Source organism: Sphaerochaeta pleomorpha str. Grapes, from assembly GCF_000236685.1.
Taxonomy (GTDB): domain Bacteria; phylum Spirochaetota; class Spirochaetia; order Sphaerochaetales; family Sphaerochaetaceae; genus Sphaerochaeta; species Sphaerochaeta pleomorpha.
The window spans coordinates 509,424-527,008 of the sequence record NC_016633.1 but is presented as its reverse complement, the minus strand read 5'-3'; the positions used below and the strand labels follow the sequence as shown (position 1 = coordinate 527,008).

Genomic DNA, 17,585 nt, shown 5'->3' with positions numbered 1-17,585 from the left:
TTTTCCTGTACATCTGTTTCTTGACCGAAACGAATTGCCATTTAGTGCGAATTATCTTCCAGTTTTTCCTTGGCAATCGAAAGCATCAGCTTGATACGGTTTTCCTGGTTGACGTGGGTTGCAGAAGGGTCGTAATCGATCGGAACGATATTCGCATCGGGAGCCCTCTCGGTTACCGCACGGATCATCCCTTTTGCGCAGATGTGGTTTGGCAGACATCCAAACGGCTGGGTGCAGACAATATTCTTGTATCCACTATGGACAAGTTCTAGCATTTCCGCAGTAAGCAGCCAGCCTTCCCCCATTTTGACACCGTAGTCGAGCACTCCCTCATCCAGTTCCTTGGTTTTCAGATAGGTGGTCGGTACCGTAAAACATTTCTGTTTTTTGATAGCCTCAATCGACATTTTCTCTACTTTAAACAGTTGCTTAAGCGCAAATTGGGTCATTTTTGCAGAGAAATATCTTCTTCCGTAGTACTTTCGATCCATAACCGCATTGTCGACCCCATAATAGAGGAAACCCATCATCGAAGGAACCATCACCTCACAACCCTGTTCTTCCAAAAACTGTTGGAGATTATTATTTCCGAGTGGAGAATATTTCATATAGATTTCGCCAACTATCCCGACTTTGATTTTCGAGACTCTCTTGACTTCTATCTTTGCAAAATCGGCGGCTATCCTGTTAAGGTTTTTTTTCATCGCCCATCCGATATATCCGCTGTTGTTTGCAAACTTATCACTGAGAAATACATTCCATTTTTTTACCAGTGCATCGGCATCGCCTTTGTGTACTTCATACGGACGAACCTGATTGGAAAGTGCCATAAGCATATCGCCATAGATAAATCCGCTGTAGGCCTGGAGTAACATTGACATGGAAAGCTTGAACCCCGGGTTTTTTTCCATTCCCTTGAGGTTCAGGCTGATTACCGGTATCTGCTCCATCCCACATTTTTCCAAGGCCTTGCGCAGAAGAAACAGGTAATTGCTTGCCCTGCAGCCACCACCTGTCTGGGTAATTACCAAAGCAGTCTTCTGTAGGTCGTAGGCACCGTTTTTCAAGGCATCGATCATTTGCCCGATAACCAGCTGTGCAGGGTAGCATATATCGTTATGGACATATTTCAGTCCTTCCCGAATGACATTGGGCCCTTGGTTTTCCAAAAGGATTGCTTTATACCCGTGATTTACAAACACTTCCTTGACCAGCTCAAAGTGAACAGGCGACATGTTTGGAAGCAAAATTGTATAGTCTTTTTTCATTTCTTTAGTGAACGGGATTGCCATTATTGGTTTGCCTCCTCCAAAGCTGCCAAAAGACTTCTGATTCTGATTTTTACAGCTCCAAGATTCGTAATCTCATCAATTTTGATCTGTGTATAGATTTTGTTGCCAGAGCTCATGATGTCTCGCATTTCGTCAGTGGTAACGGCATCGAGGCCACAGCCAAAACTGACCAATTGAATAATTTCCATGTCGCTTTGGGTAAGGACGTACCGTGCGGCATCATACATGCGGGCATGGTATGTCCATTGGTTGAGCACTTTTCGCCTTTCTTTCTTTTCCTTGAAGGCTACGCAGTCCTCACTGATAACGGCACACCCACACTGGAGAAGCAACTGGTCAATACCATGGTTTACTTCGCTATCAATATGATAGGGGCGTCCGGCCAAGACCATAATGGGCATTTTCCGTAGCCTTGCATGTTCGATTATGATCTCGCCTTGCTTGCGTATAGCTGTCAGGTATGTCTCATAGGCCTGGAAAGCTCTGTCGCAGGCGATGCGAATATCGCGTCGGGGGATATCAAAATGGGCATTCAGGATTTCAAAGAGTCGTTTCGGCAGAAATGTACGGTCTGCGAGTGACAGGTAATCGGAAATGAACGTTATGCTATTGTCGGCAAGGGCAGGGATGTTATGCTTCAATACCTCAGGGTAATAGGCAACTACCGGGCAATTGAAATGGTTGTCCCCTTTCCCTTCATCGATGTTATAGCTGCTACAGGGGTAAAAAATTGTCTGCACCCCGTGATCAAGCAAGTATTGGATATGTCCATGCATCAGTTTGGCCGGGTAACAGATCGTATCGCTGGAAATGGTTGCCTGTCCTGCAAGGTAGGTATCACGATTGGAGAACGGTGACACCACTACTTCAAAACCAAGATGGGAAAAGAACGTATGCCAGAAAGGGAGCTGCTCAAGAAAATTCAATTGCAACGGAATCCCGATTTGCCCCCTCCTGTTTTTTTCCGGTTTGAAACGTGAGAGATACTGTTGCTTGAATGCATATATGTCATACTGGCTCGGGTCACTGAAAAAAGCTTCTGGTTTCACGATACGGTCGCATTTGTTTCCACTGACCAATTTCCTGTCGTTGTCAAATTTATTGATGGTGAGCTGGCAGTGGTTTGTGCAACCCTTGCAGTAGATGGTTTTGGTAGTGTGGGTAAAATCGGAAAGAGCTCTCAGATTGAGAATTGAGGTTTCTATCGGAGTTGTGGCATGCATATGCTTTGCATAGAGCGCACACCCATAGGCTCCCATCAGCCCAGCCTCGTTGGCCCTGATTACCTCAACACCCAGTTCCATCTCAAAAGCGCGAAGCACTGCATCGTTGAGGAAGGTTCCCCCCTGTACGACAATATGCCTTCCCAGCATGGTAGGGTCGGTCGATCGGATTACCTTATAGAGGGCATTTTTCACCACACTGATGGCAAGGCCTGCGAAAATGTCTGCAACCGAAGCCCCATCTTTCTGGGCCTGTTTAACCGAACTATTCATGAAAACGGTGCAACGGCTACCTAGATCAACGGGTCTTTTTGCAGAGACTGCAAGGTTAGCAGCGTTTTCAGGAGTATAGCCAAGGGCGTTGGAGAAAGTTTGCAAAAAAGACCCGCAACCTGAGGAACAGGCTTCATTGAGGAAAATATCATCGATGACCCCATCCTCGATCTTGAAGCATTTAATATCCTGCCCCCCGATATCGATAATGAAATCGACCTCAGGATAAAAAGACCTCGCACTGATAAAATGTGCCATGGTCTCGACAATAGAATATTCCAGGTTGAAGGCATTGCTGATGAGCTGTTCCCCGTACCCAGTCGAACATCCTTTCACAAGTTTGATCGAAGGGTAGGTAGCCATGAACGTCTCCAGAAATTCCTTGACTGCCTGTACAGGATTCCCGTTATTGTTCTGGTACCTGCTGTATAGCAATTCTCCCTTATCCGTGATTACACAGGCTTTAACCGTAGTGGAACCTGCATCGATGCCGATGAAGGCTTCTCCTGTATAAGACGCAGGGTCAACTGTGGGGAGCTTTGCTTTCGCATGGCGTTCCTTGAATTGGTGGTAGTGCGCCTCGTTCTCGAAAAGGGCAGGGATACTCGTATAGGATTCCTTGATATCATAGGTTTTCAATTTGTCGATCAGCTCATCGATTGCAAAGAAGGAATCGTTGTTTACCAAGGCGGTGCCGATGGCGACATAGAAGAGTGAATTCTCAGGGAGGGTTCCTTCCAGGGCAAGGGTTTTATCAAAACACCTGCGCAGCTGGGAAAGGAAAGACAAAGGTCCCCCAAGGTATACGATATTTCCCTTTATCGGGCGGCCTTGGGCTAATCCTGCTATCGTCTGATTGACAACCGACTGCAAGATGGAAAGGGAAATGTCAGCCTTGTCAGCCCCTTGGTTCAATAAAGGCTGGATATCGCTTTTGGCAAAAACCCCACAACGGGAAGCAATGGTATAACTTTGTGTAGCCTCTTTAGCCAAACGATCAATGTCATCTTGGGAAACATTGAGCAAGGTAGCCATCTGGTCGATAAACGAACCGGTTCCCCCCGCACAAGTCCCATTCATCCTGACTTCCATATTGGTACCAAGGAAAAGGATTTTTGCATCCTCGCCACCCAGTTCAATGACAACATCACTATGGGGAAGATACTTGAGAACGGCAATCCTGGTGGCATACACTTCCTGGACGAAAGGAAGAGCTAGGTTTTGGGCCAGTCCCATTCCTGCAGAACCTGAAATGCTTATGGTTGTCTTTTCCCCTTCAAGAGAAGGCTTTGCCTGTTGTAACAATTCAACGCCAGTTTCAGGAATTCGAGAATAATGCCTTTGGTATTTTTTAAACAATATCGTTCCGGTGTCATCCAAAACAATGCATTTCATGGTTGTGGAGCCCACATCTAATCCGATTTTCACAGAAAAGCCTCCGGTGTAAAAACAATAATAAATAAGCTATGTTTAGAATAGCAGTAGCAAGGGAAAAAGATTCCATTATAATCCAAAAGAGGCTATTTGTGGACCAGCGGAGCTCCATGATTGTCGAAATCAAAGGTTTCTGTCTTTTCGATAGCATCCTCAAGCAAAGATTCTATCCCCATCTCCAGGTAATGTTGCGTAACGGTTTCTTTGTTCGGCCGAACCAAAGGATGTTTTGGACTGAATATTACACAGCAATCCTCATACGGTAGGATTGAAGTCTCATAGGTTTCGATTTTTTTTGCCAAGTTCATGATTTCCTGTTTATCCATACCGACGAGGGGCCTGAGAACCAGCTGGTCGCTCATACTGTCGGTAAAAGACATACTTTCCAACGTCTGGCTGGCTACCTGGCTGAGAGCTTCTCCTGTGACAATGCAGTTGCCTTCCTGCTTGATCGAGATCCTGTTTGCAACTTTCATCATGCAGGCCCTGAACATAAGGGTGTGTTCATCCTCGGGACTGTGGTCCCTGATCCAGAGCTGCGGTTCGGTAAACGGAACTACATGCAATCGTGTTCCCTGCATATAGGGTGCAATCAGGGAAGCAAGCTTCTTTACTTTCTCCAGGGCTAGTTCGCTGGTGTAGGGGTAGGCGTGGAAGTAGATGCATTCCATCTTGAGTCCCCTTTGGGACATCTTGTAAGCGGCTACAGGGCTGTCAATTCCACCGCTGAGCAAAAGCATCCCTTTCCCTGCAGTGGTAACCGGTAGTCCTCCCGGGCCTTCCTCGGGGGAGGTGTACAGATAGGCTTTATCCCTGATCTCGCAATGGATGATTTTATCCGGGTTCTTTACATCGACATGCATGGAAGGATAGGTGTCAAGGACAACGCCGCCGAGTTCACAGTCGATCTGGTAACTGGTAAGCGGGAACTGTTTGTCTGCACGAGTAGAGATGGACTTAAAGGACCCGGTACCTGAAGCAAAGGGTTCTCTCTTGATCAGGGTTGCGGCAACTTCCTTTATGGTTTCGATATCTTTCTCGCAACTGACACATTTTGAGAAACCTACTACGCCAAAAGTGGTTTTGAAAGCCTGTCTGGTTACTTCTTCGGGGCAATCATTATGGATTTCGAAATAGAGCCGACCCTTCTGCTTAGAAACCTGGGTTCTATAGGGCTTGAGCTTGTTCTTGATGTTCTGTTTCAGGCGTTTTTCGAAATAATCACGGTTAAGGCCTTTGAGGGAAATTTCCCCAAGCCTGACTAAATAAAGTGTAGAGTTTTTCATACATGCTCCCTATAGGTTTTTTTGATGGCCTCTGCAAGTTCCCTTGCATCCTGAATCTCGGTATCGAACCCAAAGGACAGGCGGATACTGCTACGTGCATCGTCCGGTCGGATAAGCATGGAAGATAACACGCTTTCCCCTTTTTGCCTTGCATTATTGGAGCAAGCAGAACCTGAGGAAATACAGAAGCCTTTATCGTATAGTATCCGTGCAAAAACCTCGCTGGGCAAGGGGTTTACCGAAAGATTCAGGATATAGGGGCTGCATCCCTGTTGTGCCGATAGAAAGGAAAATTCAGAAAGCTCGGTACGGAGCATTGCATTTATTTCCCTAGCTTTGCGAAGATGTTCTTCCATTGAGCCATATGCAATTTGTAATGCTTTTGTCATTGCTGCGATCGCAGGCAGGTTTTCTGTTCCAGGTCGTAGCCCGTTTTCCTGTTCACCGCCCCGGCTGAGGCTTTGCAACCCAGAATTGGTATTGTAGAGGATGCCGATCCCTCTTGGTCCGTTGAACTTGTGGGCACTGAAGGAAGCACTGTCGACCCCGAGTCCCGTAAGGGAAAAAGGGATTTTTCCCAAGGCTTGCACTGCATCGGTATGAAAATGGATTTTTCTTCCCTTGTGAGCCTGGAATTCCCTAACGACAGCTACCAATTCTGCGATATTCTGGATGGAGCCAACGACATTGTTCACCAGCATGCAACACACAAGCCTTGTCAGGTCAGTCAAGGCTGCTTTTAAATCCTCTGGTCTTACAAAGCCCTTGGGGGCATTGAGAAAGGTGACATTCCAGCCGATCTGGCGAAGGAGACGGGCAAACTCTGTGATCGAGGGATGTTCGATATTGGTAAGAATCACCTGGCCGGGTTTCTGGGTCCAGATTAGGTTGTTCAGGACGATTGAGTTGGATTCGGTAGCACCGCTGGTAAAAACAAGATTTGAGGCATTCACCCCAAGAAGAGCTGCAATCGTCTCCCTGTTTTCCTGCAATAAAGCTTGGGCTTTCAAGCCTTCCCTATGAAGGGCTGAGGGATTGCCAATGAAATCCTGTGCAGTCTTTTCATATGTCTGTAACGCTTCCAGGCTCATGGGCGTGGTAGCTGCATTGTCGAAATACATCATTTTGGTCATGTGTTGTATTGTGCTGAAATTATCCCTTTGTTTCAAGGGAAATAGGGAAACAGTGTGGCAAATAACATTGCCAAAAACGCTATGGCTTCTTGTTTTTCCCCCGTACAAACGGTATAAGGTTAGCTATGAAATCGTTATCAACAACAACTCTTGCCAATGGCAAACAGACTGAGATTTTAATTGCCGATAATCTGAAAGACCTTTCGGCTCACCTGGGCAGTTACGGGCGTTCGGTCCTTTGGGTTTTTGATGCCAACACGGCAACGCTTTTCAAACAGTTGCCACCGGTTAATGTAGTTCTCGAAAGCGGGGAAAGTTCCAAGAACTTTTCCTCTTTGGAAAGGATTCTCTCCAACGCAGTCGATGAAGGCCTGGCAAGGGATTGCCGGATAATCGGCTTCGGAGGGGGCGTGGTCTGTGACATGGCAGCCTTTGCTGCTTCTGTATTCATGCGCGGTTGTAAATTGACTCTGGTACCCACTACGCTGCTCTGTATGGTAGATGCCTCGGTGGGAGGTAAGACTGCCATCGATTTCAAGGGTCTGAAGAACATGGTCGGATCCTTCTATCCTGCAGAAGAAGTACTGATCAGTATGGATACGCTTCGTACGCTTCCGGAAAAAGAATACCTCAATGGACTGGCTGAAGTGATCAAGCATGCCCTTCTCAGCCAGGACGAGCAATTGTACAAGTTTCTCTTGGTCAAGAAAAACGAAATCCTCTCACGCGATATTGAAACCCTGCAGACTTTGGTTACCCTCTCGCTTGCAGTAAAACAGTGGTATATCGAACAAGATCCTACCGAGACCAAGGGCATTAGACAGGTTCTGAACCTTGGGCATACCTTTGGCCATGCTTTGGAATCCTCGGGTCATTTTACGTTTGGCCATGGGGCCTGTGTTGCCTGGGGCACCTGTAGGGCCCTGGAAGCAGGTGTCAACATGGGCATTACCGACAAAGCCTACGCAATCGGGGCGACCAAGCTCTTCAAATCCTATGGGTATGATATCGATTACCGCATTGGCCGCGGGGATTGGATAGAGTTCAGGGAACGGTTGTCAAAGGACAAAAAGAAAGAGAAGGGCCAAGTCCTGTTCGTCCTGATGGAAAGCCAGGGCAAGGCCGTTCTCCGTCCGATAGATATGGCTCTCGTTCAGCATCTGGTTATTGCAAAACCGATCTTCTGATTTATTCCACCAATTTCAATAACTTCCCGTACAGTTTGCCAACTTCTTTTGCAAGCTGTACGTTTCCTACAGCCTCAAAAGCCTCAGCTAGCTGTAACAGGGAGTATAGGGAAGTATCCAAAGCATCGAAACAATCATTGTTGTAGGCAAAACGGTAATTTCCATCCCCGCTCTGGTCGAGCATGACAAAACCAAGTCTCTTGCGCTCTTTCTTGCTCTTGCACAAAGCTAGGATCCAGCCCAGGTTGTCCAACAGGAGTTTGCCATCATTCACGGTAAAAATACCGCTGGGTGGGTTATCCAGGATTCCCTTGGTAGTGTCGATTTTCCCATTCAACTCGAGTATTGAGAAGAATTTGTCTGCATAGTGGATATATAGGCCCCTGAACAACAAGGTAGACAGGAAGTTTTTCGGCCGTTTCGGTGCCTTCTCGTTTGCCTGGGCAAGATAGGGTAGGTCCTCAAGGGGGATGATTGCCATCTGTTTATCTTTTCTGTGATTGAGCAATACCGTAGGGTACGTCTTCCTGTAAACAGAGACAGTTGCCTTGCTTTCCTGCTCCTTCTGGACTTTGATTCTTTCTTCCCGCTCTTCTTTCTTCGAGAGTTTTTGAGGTTCTGCCTGGGCAAATCCCATGAGTTTCTTGTACAGATTTGGGGAGATATCATCGAGCCAGGCTTTTTCAAGCGGGCTGACGGCCCTGGCGTACATCCTGCTGGTCTGGACAATTTCTCCTGCAATAATAAACTGGGGAGGGGTCCTGAAATACGCACTGCCGGGATGGATGAATACCTGGTCGGCGGTAAGGCTCTTGTACATATTGCCGCGGTTCTTGACACAAATGTATTGTAAGAGACCGCTTGCGATGCAACTGAGATAATCCCGGACATTGCCACCATGGGTCAAGGGAAAGCCAATTTCCCCGCAGATCTCACCAAGCTGTTCATCAACATGCAGTATTTCCTGCATACCTTGGAAATCGAGGTAGGAGCGTTTACAGAATCTCTGTTTGGATTCATTGCTGAGATTATCCGTATATTGTTTGAAAATATTCAGATAGGCCACGAAATCCCCATATTGTGAGTTGTTGAAACGTTTGTGGGCCGCCCTCGACTGCTCTTCTTCGCCGGGGGGGAGAAGGAAAGGGTTTTTTGTCGACAGGAACGAAACGGCAACCAGTACTTCCTCAAGGACATCCGGGTAATGGACCAATGCTTCGACGATAACCCTTGAATGCCTTGGGGCCAAGGGGAATTTGCACATCAATTGTCCCACCTGGGTGAGGTGTCGGTCTTCACCGATAGCGCCAATGAACTTCAGGGTTTCCTCAGCAGATGCCACTGCACTGCTTTTGGGTCTGGTGATAAAGGGGAAATGCTCATAATCATAAATACTGAGGTCACTCATCCTGAGCACAACCTCGGAAAGGTCGGTCCTGAGAATCTCCTCGGTACCATAGGAATACCTGTTTTTGAAGTCTTCCTCTGAATAGAGGCGATAGCAAACCCCAGGGGCGGTTCGTCCGGCACGACCTTTTCTTTGCTCGCAACTAGAACGGCTGATCGGAAGAGGGACCAAAGAGGTAGTGAAATCTTTCTGGTTGTAGAAGTTGATTTTTGCAACACCGCAGTCGATGACCGTGGTGATACCATCGATGGTAACCGAGGTCTCGGCAATATTGGTAGCTACGACAACTTTGGTTTTTCCCTTTGTGGTGTCATTGAATACCGATTCTTGCTCTTCTTTGCTCAGACGGCCAAAAAGCGGGTAGATTTCAAGCAACTTGTTGGTATCTGCCATATACAAGGCGTTTACGCAGGTCGTGATATCGAACTCCCCACTCATGAACACCAGTATATCCCCACCGTTTTTCTGGGCTTGCCCCATGACAATCTTGACGATTGCTTCAACCTGGTAGTCGAGTTTCTCCATCTCCAACGGCTGATAGATTACCTTTACCGGATAAATCTGGGCGTCGATGCTGATGATCGGGGCATTGCCAAAGAATTCTGAAAACACTTTCGTATTGATAGTGGCACTTGATATGATGACCTTGAAGTCGTCCCGTTTTCTCATGACATCCTGTAAAAGGCCAAGGATGAAGTCGATATTCAAGGAACGTTCATGGGCTTCGTCAACAAGGATGACCCCATAGTTCTTGAGCAAGGGGTCTGCTTTCAGTTCCATGAGCAGGATACCGTCGGTCATTACCTTGATTCGAGTGGCGGGGACCGTTGTGTCCTCGAAACGCATTTTGTACCCGACGTAGCCATCGGTATCGTTTACTTGTTTTTTGATAAAATCACAAACCGAGAGTGTTGCGATTCGTCTCGGTTGCGTAATTCCTACACAGAGGGAGTCGGCATATCCGGCTTCTTGAAGAATAATGGGCAGCTGGGTGGTTTTCCCGCTTCCCGTAGGGCTTTCGACGATGATTACCTGGTTGGCTTTCAGGGCGTCGAGAATTTCTTGCCGGTGTTGATAGACCGGCAACTGTTTCATATCGTGCAAACTTAGTTCCTTTGGATAAGGGTAACTGCATCTTCGATTGGTATCATCTTGTGCGTTTCCCTTGTCAGTAGATTCTTGAGGGTAACGGTGTTTGATGCAAACTCCTCGCTACCACAGGTGAGGCCGAACGGAATATGGTTCGTTTCGGCATATTTAAACTGGATTCCTATTTTTTTATCCAGCATGTAGACATCACAGCGAAGTCCCGCCTTGCGAAGCGTCCTGGCGAGACTGTCATACCAGCTTCTCAATTGGTCATCGAGACAGAATACAATGACGTCTGCAGAACTCCCGCTTTTGAGGATCGGGCTGTTGAGTTCTTCCAAGGCTGCCAAAAGGCGGTCGAGACCGATTGATGATCCGACGCCGGGAAGTTTTTCTTTGGTATACAGGGAAGCCAAGTCGTTGTAGCGGCCGCCACTGCATACTGATCCGAAATTGGGGAGATCGGTAAGGAAAGTTTCGTATACAATTCCGGTATAGTAGTCCAGTCCCCTTGTAATGGAAGGGTCGTAGACAAAGTGCTTTTCGATGTTTGCTGCAGTGAGATATTCGTAAATCTTTTCCATCCTTTGCGTGTGTTCAATTTCATGCCCGCTCAAATCTGAAAGCCTGTGAAGGGTGGAAAGGAAGGATTCGCTCTCATCTTCTTTGGTAATGAACTGCAGGATTTTCAAGGCCTTGTCTTCGCTACCGGTTATATCGACAAGCAAGCCTTTTACTGCATCATTGCCGATTTTGCGTAATTTGTCTACTGTACGAAGGATATCTACACTTTTATCCTGCACTTCGAGGTGTTCCAGAAAGGCATTAAAGAGGCCTCTGTGGGCAATGTAGAAGGTATAATCACTGACCCCCATCAAAGAAAATGAGCTGTCCATCATAGAAAGGATTTCATAGTCGGCTGCAGCATTGTCAGCCCCTACAATGTCGAAATCACACTGGGTGAATTCCCTGAATCGCCCTTTCTGAGGGTTTTCCCCACGCCAGACCTTGTCAATGTGGAATCGTTTGAAAGGAAATGCGAGTTCATTCTGGTGCATAGCCAGAAACCTTGCAAAGGGGACAGTGAGGTCGAAACGCAAGGCAACCTCCCGTTCCCCGTTATCTTTGAAATGGAAAATCTGCTTGTCGGTTTCACCACCGCCTTTGCCAAGCAAAACCTCGGTATATTCCAGGACAGGGGTATCGATGGGGACGAAGCCATAGCTGGAAAAATGGGTTTCCAGTTTGCTGATGATAGCTTTTTTCTGTATCTCCATGGCAGGGAGGGTATCGCGAAACCCTTTGAGAACTTTGGGCTCAATGATGTTCCTTGCCTTTGTTTCGTCAATCATTGTCTAAACTCCTGTTGTGTTTTTGCATTATATGGTGTACAAAGAGTGTATAACGAATCGCTTGTGCACTGCAATATGCGATTCTTTTCCACACTACATATTGAGAGCATTATGCTGATACGATACAAACAAGATGAGAATGGCAAGACGGTGCCCGTTGCGAATATTTATACCCAGAACGAGCATAGGATTAACCCTGCGATGCTTGATAGGGACGCAGTCTGGGCCATTAGGAAACTCCAACAATCCGGGGCGGAAGCCTATATAGTCGGTGGCGCTGTGCGCGACCTGATGCTTGGCAATGTACCTAAGGATTTCGATATTGCCACCAGTGCATCACCACGTCAGATCCAACGGCTTTTCTGGAACGCCCGCATTATCGGCAAACGTTTCAAACTTGTGCATCTGGTTTTCAAGGAAAAAATCCTGGAGGTTTCTACCTTCCGCAGTGGTGAAGAGGCCATGGACGGGAATAACAATGTATTCGGTTCCATCGACCAGGATGCCAAAAGGCGTGACTTTTCTATAAATTCCTTTTATTTCGACCCTTCTACAGCGCAGTTGTTGGATTTTAACAATGCGATGGAAGATTTCAAGAAGAAAAAAATCAGTTCGATCATCCCCTTGGATGATTCTTTCAAGGAAGATCCCGTACGAATGATCAGGGCAATAAAGTATTCGGTCTCGACCGGGTTTTCTTTGCGCTTCAACGTCAGGATGGCAATCCGCAAATATGCCAACGAGCTTTCCCGCACCTCCACGAGTCGATTGACCGAAGAGGTGAACAAGATTCTCGGCTCTGGCCATAGCAGGGAAATATTCAACGATTTGCAGAAATATAAGTTGCTGGTTTTTATGCTTCCTTGTTTTTCAGTATATAGCAAATTTCCCCAGGTCCAGCAAAGTCTCAAAGACCTTGACGAGAAAGTAACGCAGGCAAAGAACGGGAAGGGCGAGGAAGTAAATCTTGCCGATATGATCAAAGCCTTGGTTTCCCCCCTGATTTTCTTTACCAATGATCAGATGACCAGCGAGGAACGATTCAAGGAGACTTTCAGGCAGATTAAAGTTCTTATCAGCCCCATGACACCTTCTAACTATGAGGTGGAGCTCGCTTCCGAACATCTTTTGATAGACCGAGGCTACCGTACCCCGAGAAACTGTGTCAGGGGACAGCGGCCGACAAACAAGCCACCCCAGCGGCGTACTCCTAGCAGGCAGCGCAAGACCGAGGAGAATACAGAAGTCTCTACGGCAAACAAAAAGCGAAGGCCCCACAAAAGGAGAAACCCTTCGGCAATGAAACAGGAAGTTGCTCCTGCTAGTACCGTCCCGGCTTCATCTAGTGCAGAGGCACATGATCTTTAGGCCCATTCCTCGATTTCAATATTGACGCTTGCTACGAATATGCTTCCATATTTTTCCAGGCTGTCTGCAATGTATTCCTGCAATTCCCCGAGCGTTGTGGTTATCTGGTGTTGCATGGGAACTCTCAGCCTGACTGTTAAGGCATAGCCTTCCGGTTTCATCTGTACCGTGACTTTCTTTACCTTGAGCTGACTATCGAATTCGTCAAGGCAGTGTGCGACCATCTGGGTCAAGGCGGCCTCGCTTACTGTTGCTTTTCCATACTTGCTGAATTCAGGGCGGACGATGGTTTTCTCAAAACTGATTTTCCTTTTGCGGAATGGTGATGGGCGCTTGTTTTTGAAAAAAACCCTCATGGTATCATATACTATCTGTGGATAGTTCCTTGTTATCTCGATGGAAGGAACCGGAATGACGTGTTTTCCTTCTGTATAGCGAATCCTCATGGCAGTTTCGATTTCTTCCTTGGTTGCGATGTCCTCTATCCTGAACAGTTTTTCCGGTTGGGGCAGATTGAGACGCTGTGCAATCTTATACACCATTTTCTCACTGGTTCCGATTATCAGGATCTTGTGGTATTTTTCCCTCTGCAGGGCATCTCTTACTTCTTTTTGGTGTTCAGAATCATCAAATACAGCAGTCCTTACAGCCGAAAGGACATTGTCTTCATGTTTCGCTGACTTTCCTCCAAGGATGCGGTCTCCCCTGATCAATAGACCGTCGTCTATGATCAAATCAATGGAATATTTCTCTGCGACTAACTTTGATCGGAAGCTTTTACCTGTTCCGCTCTTTCCTACCAAAGCATATACTTTTATACCTTTTAATTTCCAAAAAGCATATTTAAAAATTCGATTCATGGTTTTCATTATACGTATTTTCTTGTACAATAGAACCGCATTTTGTAAAAAATGTATAATAGGATTTTAACTACAGCAATAAGGAGCGTTTTCCATGCAGAAAGTACCTACGTTCAGTAAGGGTGGTGTGCATCCTGATGACAAAAAGGTATTCAGCCGTTCCCAGCGGATTGAACGACTCCCCATGCCTTCGGAGTTGGTCGTCTCGCTATCTCAGCACCTGGGTGCACCGGCGAAAGCTTTGAAGTCGAAAGGGGATCTCGTACGGAAAGGGGAAAAAATCGGAGAGGCTTCCGGATTCATCAGCGCTGATGTGCATTCTCCTGTATCCGGGATTATCAAAGATATAAGAAAAGCAACCCTTGCAAATAGCATATGTTGCGATGCCTTTGTCATCGTACCTGATCAGGAACAGCCTGAGGACCCAAGCCAGATATATTCTTGGCAGGATAAAGAAAGCGCTGAGTTGCTTGCTTTGGTCAAGGACCTTGGCGTTGTCGGCATGGGGGGTGCAACATTCCCGACCCATGTGAAGCTCTCGATTCCCAAGGGAAAATCCGTTGAGGCTTTGGTCGTAAACGGGGTTGAATGTGAACCTTATCTTACTGCCGATTACCGTTTGATGCTTGAAAAGGGCGAATTTGCCCTAGAAGGAGCCATGATTGCTGCAAAGATTGCAGGGGCTAAACGCGTTATCGTCGGTATTGAACTCAATAAAAGTGATTGTATCGCCCACTTGCAGGATATAGCCAAGGAAAAGGGATTTCCTGTTGAAGTCGTTGGCTTGAAAATGAAATATCCCCAGGGCGATGAAAAGCAATTATTGAAGGCTACCATCAATCGTGAGATTCCCTCGGGTAAACTTCCTTTGGATGTAGGTGCGGTTGTCTGCAACGTAGGCACCTGTAATGCAATCTATGAGGCAGTTGTACTGCATAAGCCATTGTATGAACGGGTAATCAGTGTTACCGGGGAGTGTATTGCCAATCCGAAAAACCTTCTTGCCCCGATTGGTACGAAAATGAGCGATCTGCTTGCCTTTTGCGGGGGTTTCTCCAGTGATCCGGACAAGCTGGTAAGTGGCGGCCCGATGATGGGTTTCTCCTTCTTCAGTCAGGATACTCCCATGGCCAAGGGGTCGAGCGGACTTTTAGCTCTTCCGAAAGTCAAAGAGTATCGGTCTACGGCCTGCCTAAACTGTGGCCGTTGTGTGGCTGCCTGCCCGATAGGGTTGATGCCTGCACGTCTGTATCGTTACATCAGCCATGGAATGTATGATGATGCAATGAAAAACAGTCTTATGGATTGTAAGGAATGCGGGTGTTGCTCGTTTGTGTGCCCTGCACATATTCCTCTTGTCCACGGAATGAAGAATGGTAAAAAATTGGGGAGAAAGAAGAAATGATGAAACCCTCGTTGTCGGTTTCGGCGTCCCCGCATATTCATGCGAAAGCCGATACTGCGTCTATCATGTGGACCGTATCGCTTGCATTGCTACCTGCTTCAGTGTGGGGAGTCTATGCGTTTGGTTTGAGGTCGCTTTTGGTTCTTGCCGTCTCAATCGGTACGGCAGTCTTATTTGAATTCTTGCTTGGGCTTTTCAGCCACGAGGATACGCTCTGGGATGGCTCCGCCTTCTTGACTGGACTGCTTGTGGGTTTGAATATGAGCCCTAGCATTCCCTTGTTCATCCCTTGTATAGCTAGTTTCTTTGCAATTGTAGTTGCAAAATGGACTTTTGGTGGGCTCGGTGCCAACTGGGTAAACCCTGCATTGGCCGGACGAGTGTTCGTGTTCTTCTCGTTCACGACTCCGATGAGCCGCTATTCGATGCCGAGGGCCCTTGCAAAGCTTGTGCCTGATGCACTGAGTTCAGCCACCCCTCTTTCATTTACGAAGACAGCTATAGTTTCAGGGTCTCTCGGGATGTCAACTGACCAGTTACTCTCCTCCGGTGGGTATCCTGCTTCCGATTTTGCAGTAAACCTGTCCAAAACCCTGGGGCTTTCCCCGTATACCATTGACTCTTTTGTCGGAAACGTCGGAGGGTGCATCGGTGAGGTAAGTGCCTTGTTGCTTTTAGTTGGTGGAATCTATCTTTTGGTGAAGAAAGTGATTTCCTGGCAGACAAGTACAACCTATATTGTCTCGGTTGCGCTCCTCAGCTGGATTTTCGGTGGCTTACGTGCTGATCTCGGTTTGTTCAAGGGCGATGTCCTCTCTTCCGTGTTTACCGGTGGTTTGATGCTCGGTGCCATTTTCATGGCTACCGATTACGTTACTTCACCCATAACCAGGAAAGGCCAGATTATCTTTGGCCTTGGCTGTGGCTTCTTTACCTTTCTCTTCAGATATTTCGGTTCGATGCCAGAGGCGGTTTCTGTCTCCATCCTTCTGATGAATATCGTTACCCCGACTATCGATAGGTTTGTTGTTCCCCGTAAATTCGGTGACACCAAGGAATACCGGAAACAAATGAAGGAGGAAAAAGTATGAAGAAAAATCTAAAGTATGCTTTGATCCTTCTTGTGATATGTGGTGTCTGCGCATTTGCCTTGGGATATACCAATGCAATTACCAGGCCGGTTATCGAGAAACAAGAGCTGGAAAACAAGATGAAGGCTCTCAACGAAGTCAGCAATGGTTGGGAAATCGGCGAACAGCAGGCTGTCAGTGATAACTCCTTTGTGTCCTATTATCTTACCTTGAAAGACAGCGGCGAGATAAAAGGCTATATCGTAGGGCTGAAAGGTTCTGGTTATGGCGGGCAGCTCACCTTGGTAGCCTCTTACACTGTTGAGGGCGAGACCTTGTTTGCTAAGATGCTTACCAATAGTGAAACCCCTGGACTGGGCAAGAAGAGCGAGGCCGAGGGATATATGGATAAATTCAAGGGAACCGGTGCAACTAAACCTGTCCCGACCAATAAATCCATGCTTTCTGCCGATGAGGCTGCCGCTGTCAGTGGTGCGTCCGTAACGTTTGCTGCAGTAGGCAAGGCCCTGTTTGGCGGCAGTGAGTACGTGAAAAGCCTGGGAGGTACAAAATGAAAGGAAGTCATCTGAAGGAATTTACCAAGGGCTTCTTTGCTGAAAACCCCGTATTTGTGGTTGTTTTGGGACTGTGTCCTGTTCTGGGTGTCTCTACGCAGGTTTCAAATGCACTTGGGATGACTGCAGGGGTAATGTTTGTATTGCTGTTTAGCAATATCATCATATCGGCACTACGCAATGTCATTCCCAATAGTATTCATATCCCTGCCTATATTGTTGTTATCGCGGCTTTGGTTTCTGTTACGGAAATGGTTATGCATGCCTATGTCCCTGCCGTGTATCAGGCGTTGGGGGTTTATCTTCCGTTGATAGTAGTCAACTGTATTATCTTGGGTCGTGCAGAGGCCTTTGCAAGTAAGAATACCATGCTTGACAGTGCCCTCGATGCTTTAGGTATGGGCCTTGGGTTTGGTTTGGGAATAACCTTGATTGCCTTGATCCGTGAGTTGATGGGATCCGGGACGATTACCCTTTTCCCTGTCGGGGATTTCCTTGGTGTAATCAATGTTCCTTGGTTCCATGAGAATCCTATAAGGGTTATGACCCTTGCTCCGGGAGCACTCTTGCTCATGGGGTATCTGAAGGCATTCTTCGATTGGAATACATCACGAAAGAAGGGGAAGTAAC

Annotated in this window: 13 protein-coding genes; 6 read left to right on the top strand and 7 right to left on the bottom strand. The window is 47.0% G+C overall.

Annotated elements, in window-relative coordinates:
* Positions 1 to 41 precede the first annotated feature (41 nt).
* The 4 genes from SPIGRAPES_RS17505 to SPIGRAPES_RS02365 form a co-directional block, all read right to left on the bottom strand.
* On the bottom strand, positions 42 to 1,292 hold the full coding sequence (locus tag SPIGRAPES_RS17505; protein WP_014269184.1) for a 2-hydroxyacyl-CoA dehydratase: 1,251 nt from the start codon (positions 1,290 to 1,292) through the stop codon (positions 42 to 44).
* Entirely contained in the window at positions 1,292 to 4,216 is a 2,925-nt protein-coding gene (locus SPIGRAPES_RS02375; protein ID WP_014269183.1) for an acyl-CoA dehydratase activase-related protein, read from the bottom strand. Before SPIGRAPES_RS02375 ends, SPIGRAPES_RS17505 begins: the two co-directional genes overlap by 1 nt.
* A 92-nt stretch (positions 4,217 to 4,308) precedes the next feature.
* The gene (gene thiI, locus SPIGRAPES_RS02370; RefSeq protein ID WP_014269182.1) at positions 4,309 to 5,508 is read right to left on the bottom strand and encodes a tRNA uracil 4-sulfurtransferase ThiI; all 1,200 of its coding nucleotides are present in this window, start codon (positions 5,506 to 5,508) and stop codon (positions 4,309 to 4,311) included.
* Complete coding sequence (locus SPIGRAPES_RS02365; protein WP_014269181.1) at positions 5,505 to 6,641, bottom strand: cysteine desulfurase family protein; 1,137 nt, start codon at positions 6,639 to 6,641, stop codon at positions 5,505 to 5,507. Before SPIGRAPES_RS02365 ends, thiI begins: the two co-directional genes overlap by 4 nt.
* A 125-nt stretch (positions 6,642 to 6,766) precedes the next feature.
* Here SPIGRAPES_RS02365 and SPIGRAPES_RS02360 point away from each other — a divergent pair, with 125 nt between their 5' ends.
* Complete coding sequence (locus SPIGRAPES_RS02360; RefSeq protein ID WP_014269180.1) at positions 6,767 to 7,828, top strand: 3-dehydroquinate synthase; 1,062 nt, start codon at positions 6,767 to 6,769, stop codon at positions 7,826 to 7,828.
* Between the two features lies 1 nt (position 7,829).
* Here SPIGRAPES_RS02360 and SPIGRAPES_RS02355 read toward each other — a convergent pair whose 3' ends face one another.
* Positions 7,830 to 10,331, bottom strand: coding sequence for a helicase-related protein (locus SPIGRAPES_RS02355; protein WP_014269179.1), 2,502 nt, complete (start codon positions 10,329 to 10,331; stop codon positions 7,830 to 7,832).
* 11 nt (positions 10,332 to 10,342) lie between these two features.
* A complete protein-coding gene (hisS, locus tag SPIGRAPES_RS02350; protein ID WP_014269178.1) occupies positions 10,343 to 11,677 on the bottom strand; it encodes a histidine--tRNA ligase in 1,335 nt (444 codons plus the stop codon).
* A gap of 111 nt (positions 11,678 to 11,788) precedes the next feature.
* On the opposite strand from hisS, the gene SPIGRAPES_RS02345 reads away from it, so the two are divergent.
* Positions 11,789 to 13,045: a tRNA nucleotidyltransferase/poly(A) polymerase-related protein gene (locus tag SPIGRAPES_RS02345; protein ID WP_014269177.1), complete on the top strand. Its 1,257-nt coding sequence runs from the start codon at positions 11,789 to 11,791 to the stop codon at positions 13,043 to 13,045.
* Here the strand turns inward: SPIGRAPES_RS02345 and SPIGRAPES_RS02340 are convergent.
* The gene (locus tag SPIGRAPES_RS02340; protein WP_014269176.1) at positions 13,042 to 13,914 is read right to left on the bottom strand and encodes a peptide ABC transporter ATPase; all 873 of its coding nucleotides are present in this window, start codon (positions 13,912 to 13,914) and stop codon (positions 13,042 to 13,044) included. The two genes, SPIGRAPES_RS02345 and SPIGRAPES_RS02340, sit on opposite strands and share 4 nt — an antisense overlap.
* Positions 13,915 to 13,999: 85 nt before the next feature.
* On the opposite strand from SPIGRAPES_RS02340, the gene rsxC reads away from it, so the two are divergent.
* Genes rsxC through rsxE form a run of 4 tightly spaced genes read left to right on the top strand, consistent with a single transcriptional unit; the run spans position 14,000 to position 17,584 of the window.
* A complete protein-coding gene (rsxC, locus tag SPIGRAPES_RS02335) occupies positions 14,000 to 15,310 on the top strand; it encodes an electron transport complex subunit RsxC (RefSeq protein ID WP_014269175.1) in 1,311 nt (436 codons plus the stop codon).
* The gene (locus SPIGRAPES_RS02330; RefSeq protein ID WP_014269174.1) at positions 15,307 to 16,401 is read left to right on the top strand and encodes an RnfABCDGE type electron transport complex subunit D; all 1,095 of its coding nucleotides are present in this window, start codon (positions 15,307 to 15,309) and stop codon (positions 16,399 to 16,401) included. The genes rsxC and SPIGRAPES_RS02330 overlap by 4 nt, the downstream gene beginning before the upstream one ends.
* Positions 16,398 to 16,955, top strand: coding sequence for an RnfABCDGE type electron transport complex subunit G (locus SPIGRAPES_RS02325; protein WP_014269173.1), 558 nt, complete (start codon positions 16,398 to 16,400; stop codon positions 16,953 to 16,955). Before SPIGRAPES_RS02330 ends, SPIGRAPES_RS02325 begins: the two co-directional genes overlap by 4 nt.
* Positions 16,952 to 17,584, top strand: coding sequence for an electron transport complex subunit RsxE (rsxE, locus tag SPIGRAPES_RS02320; RefSeq protein WP_014269172.1), 633 nt, complete (start codon positions 16,952 to 16,954; stop codon positions 17,582 to 17,584). The genes SPIGRAPES_RS02325 and rsxE overlap by 4 nt, the downstream gene beginning before the upstream one ends.
* Position 17,585: the final 1 nt, after the last annotated feature.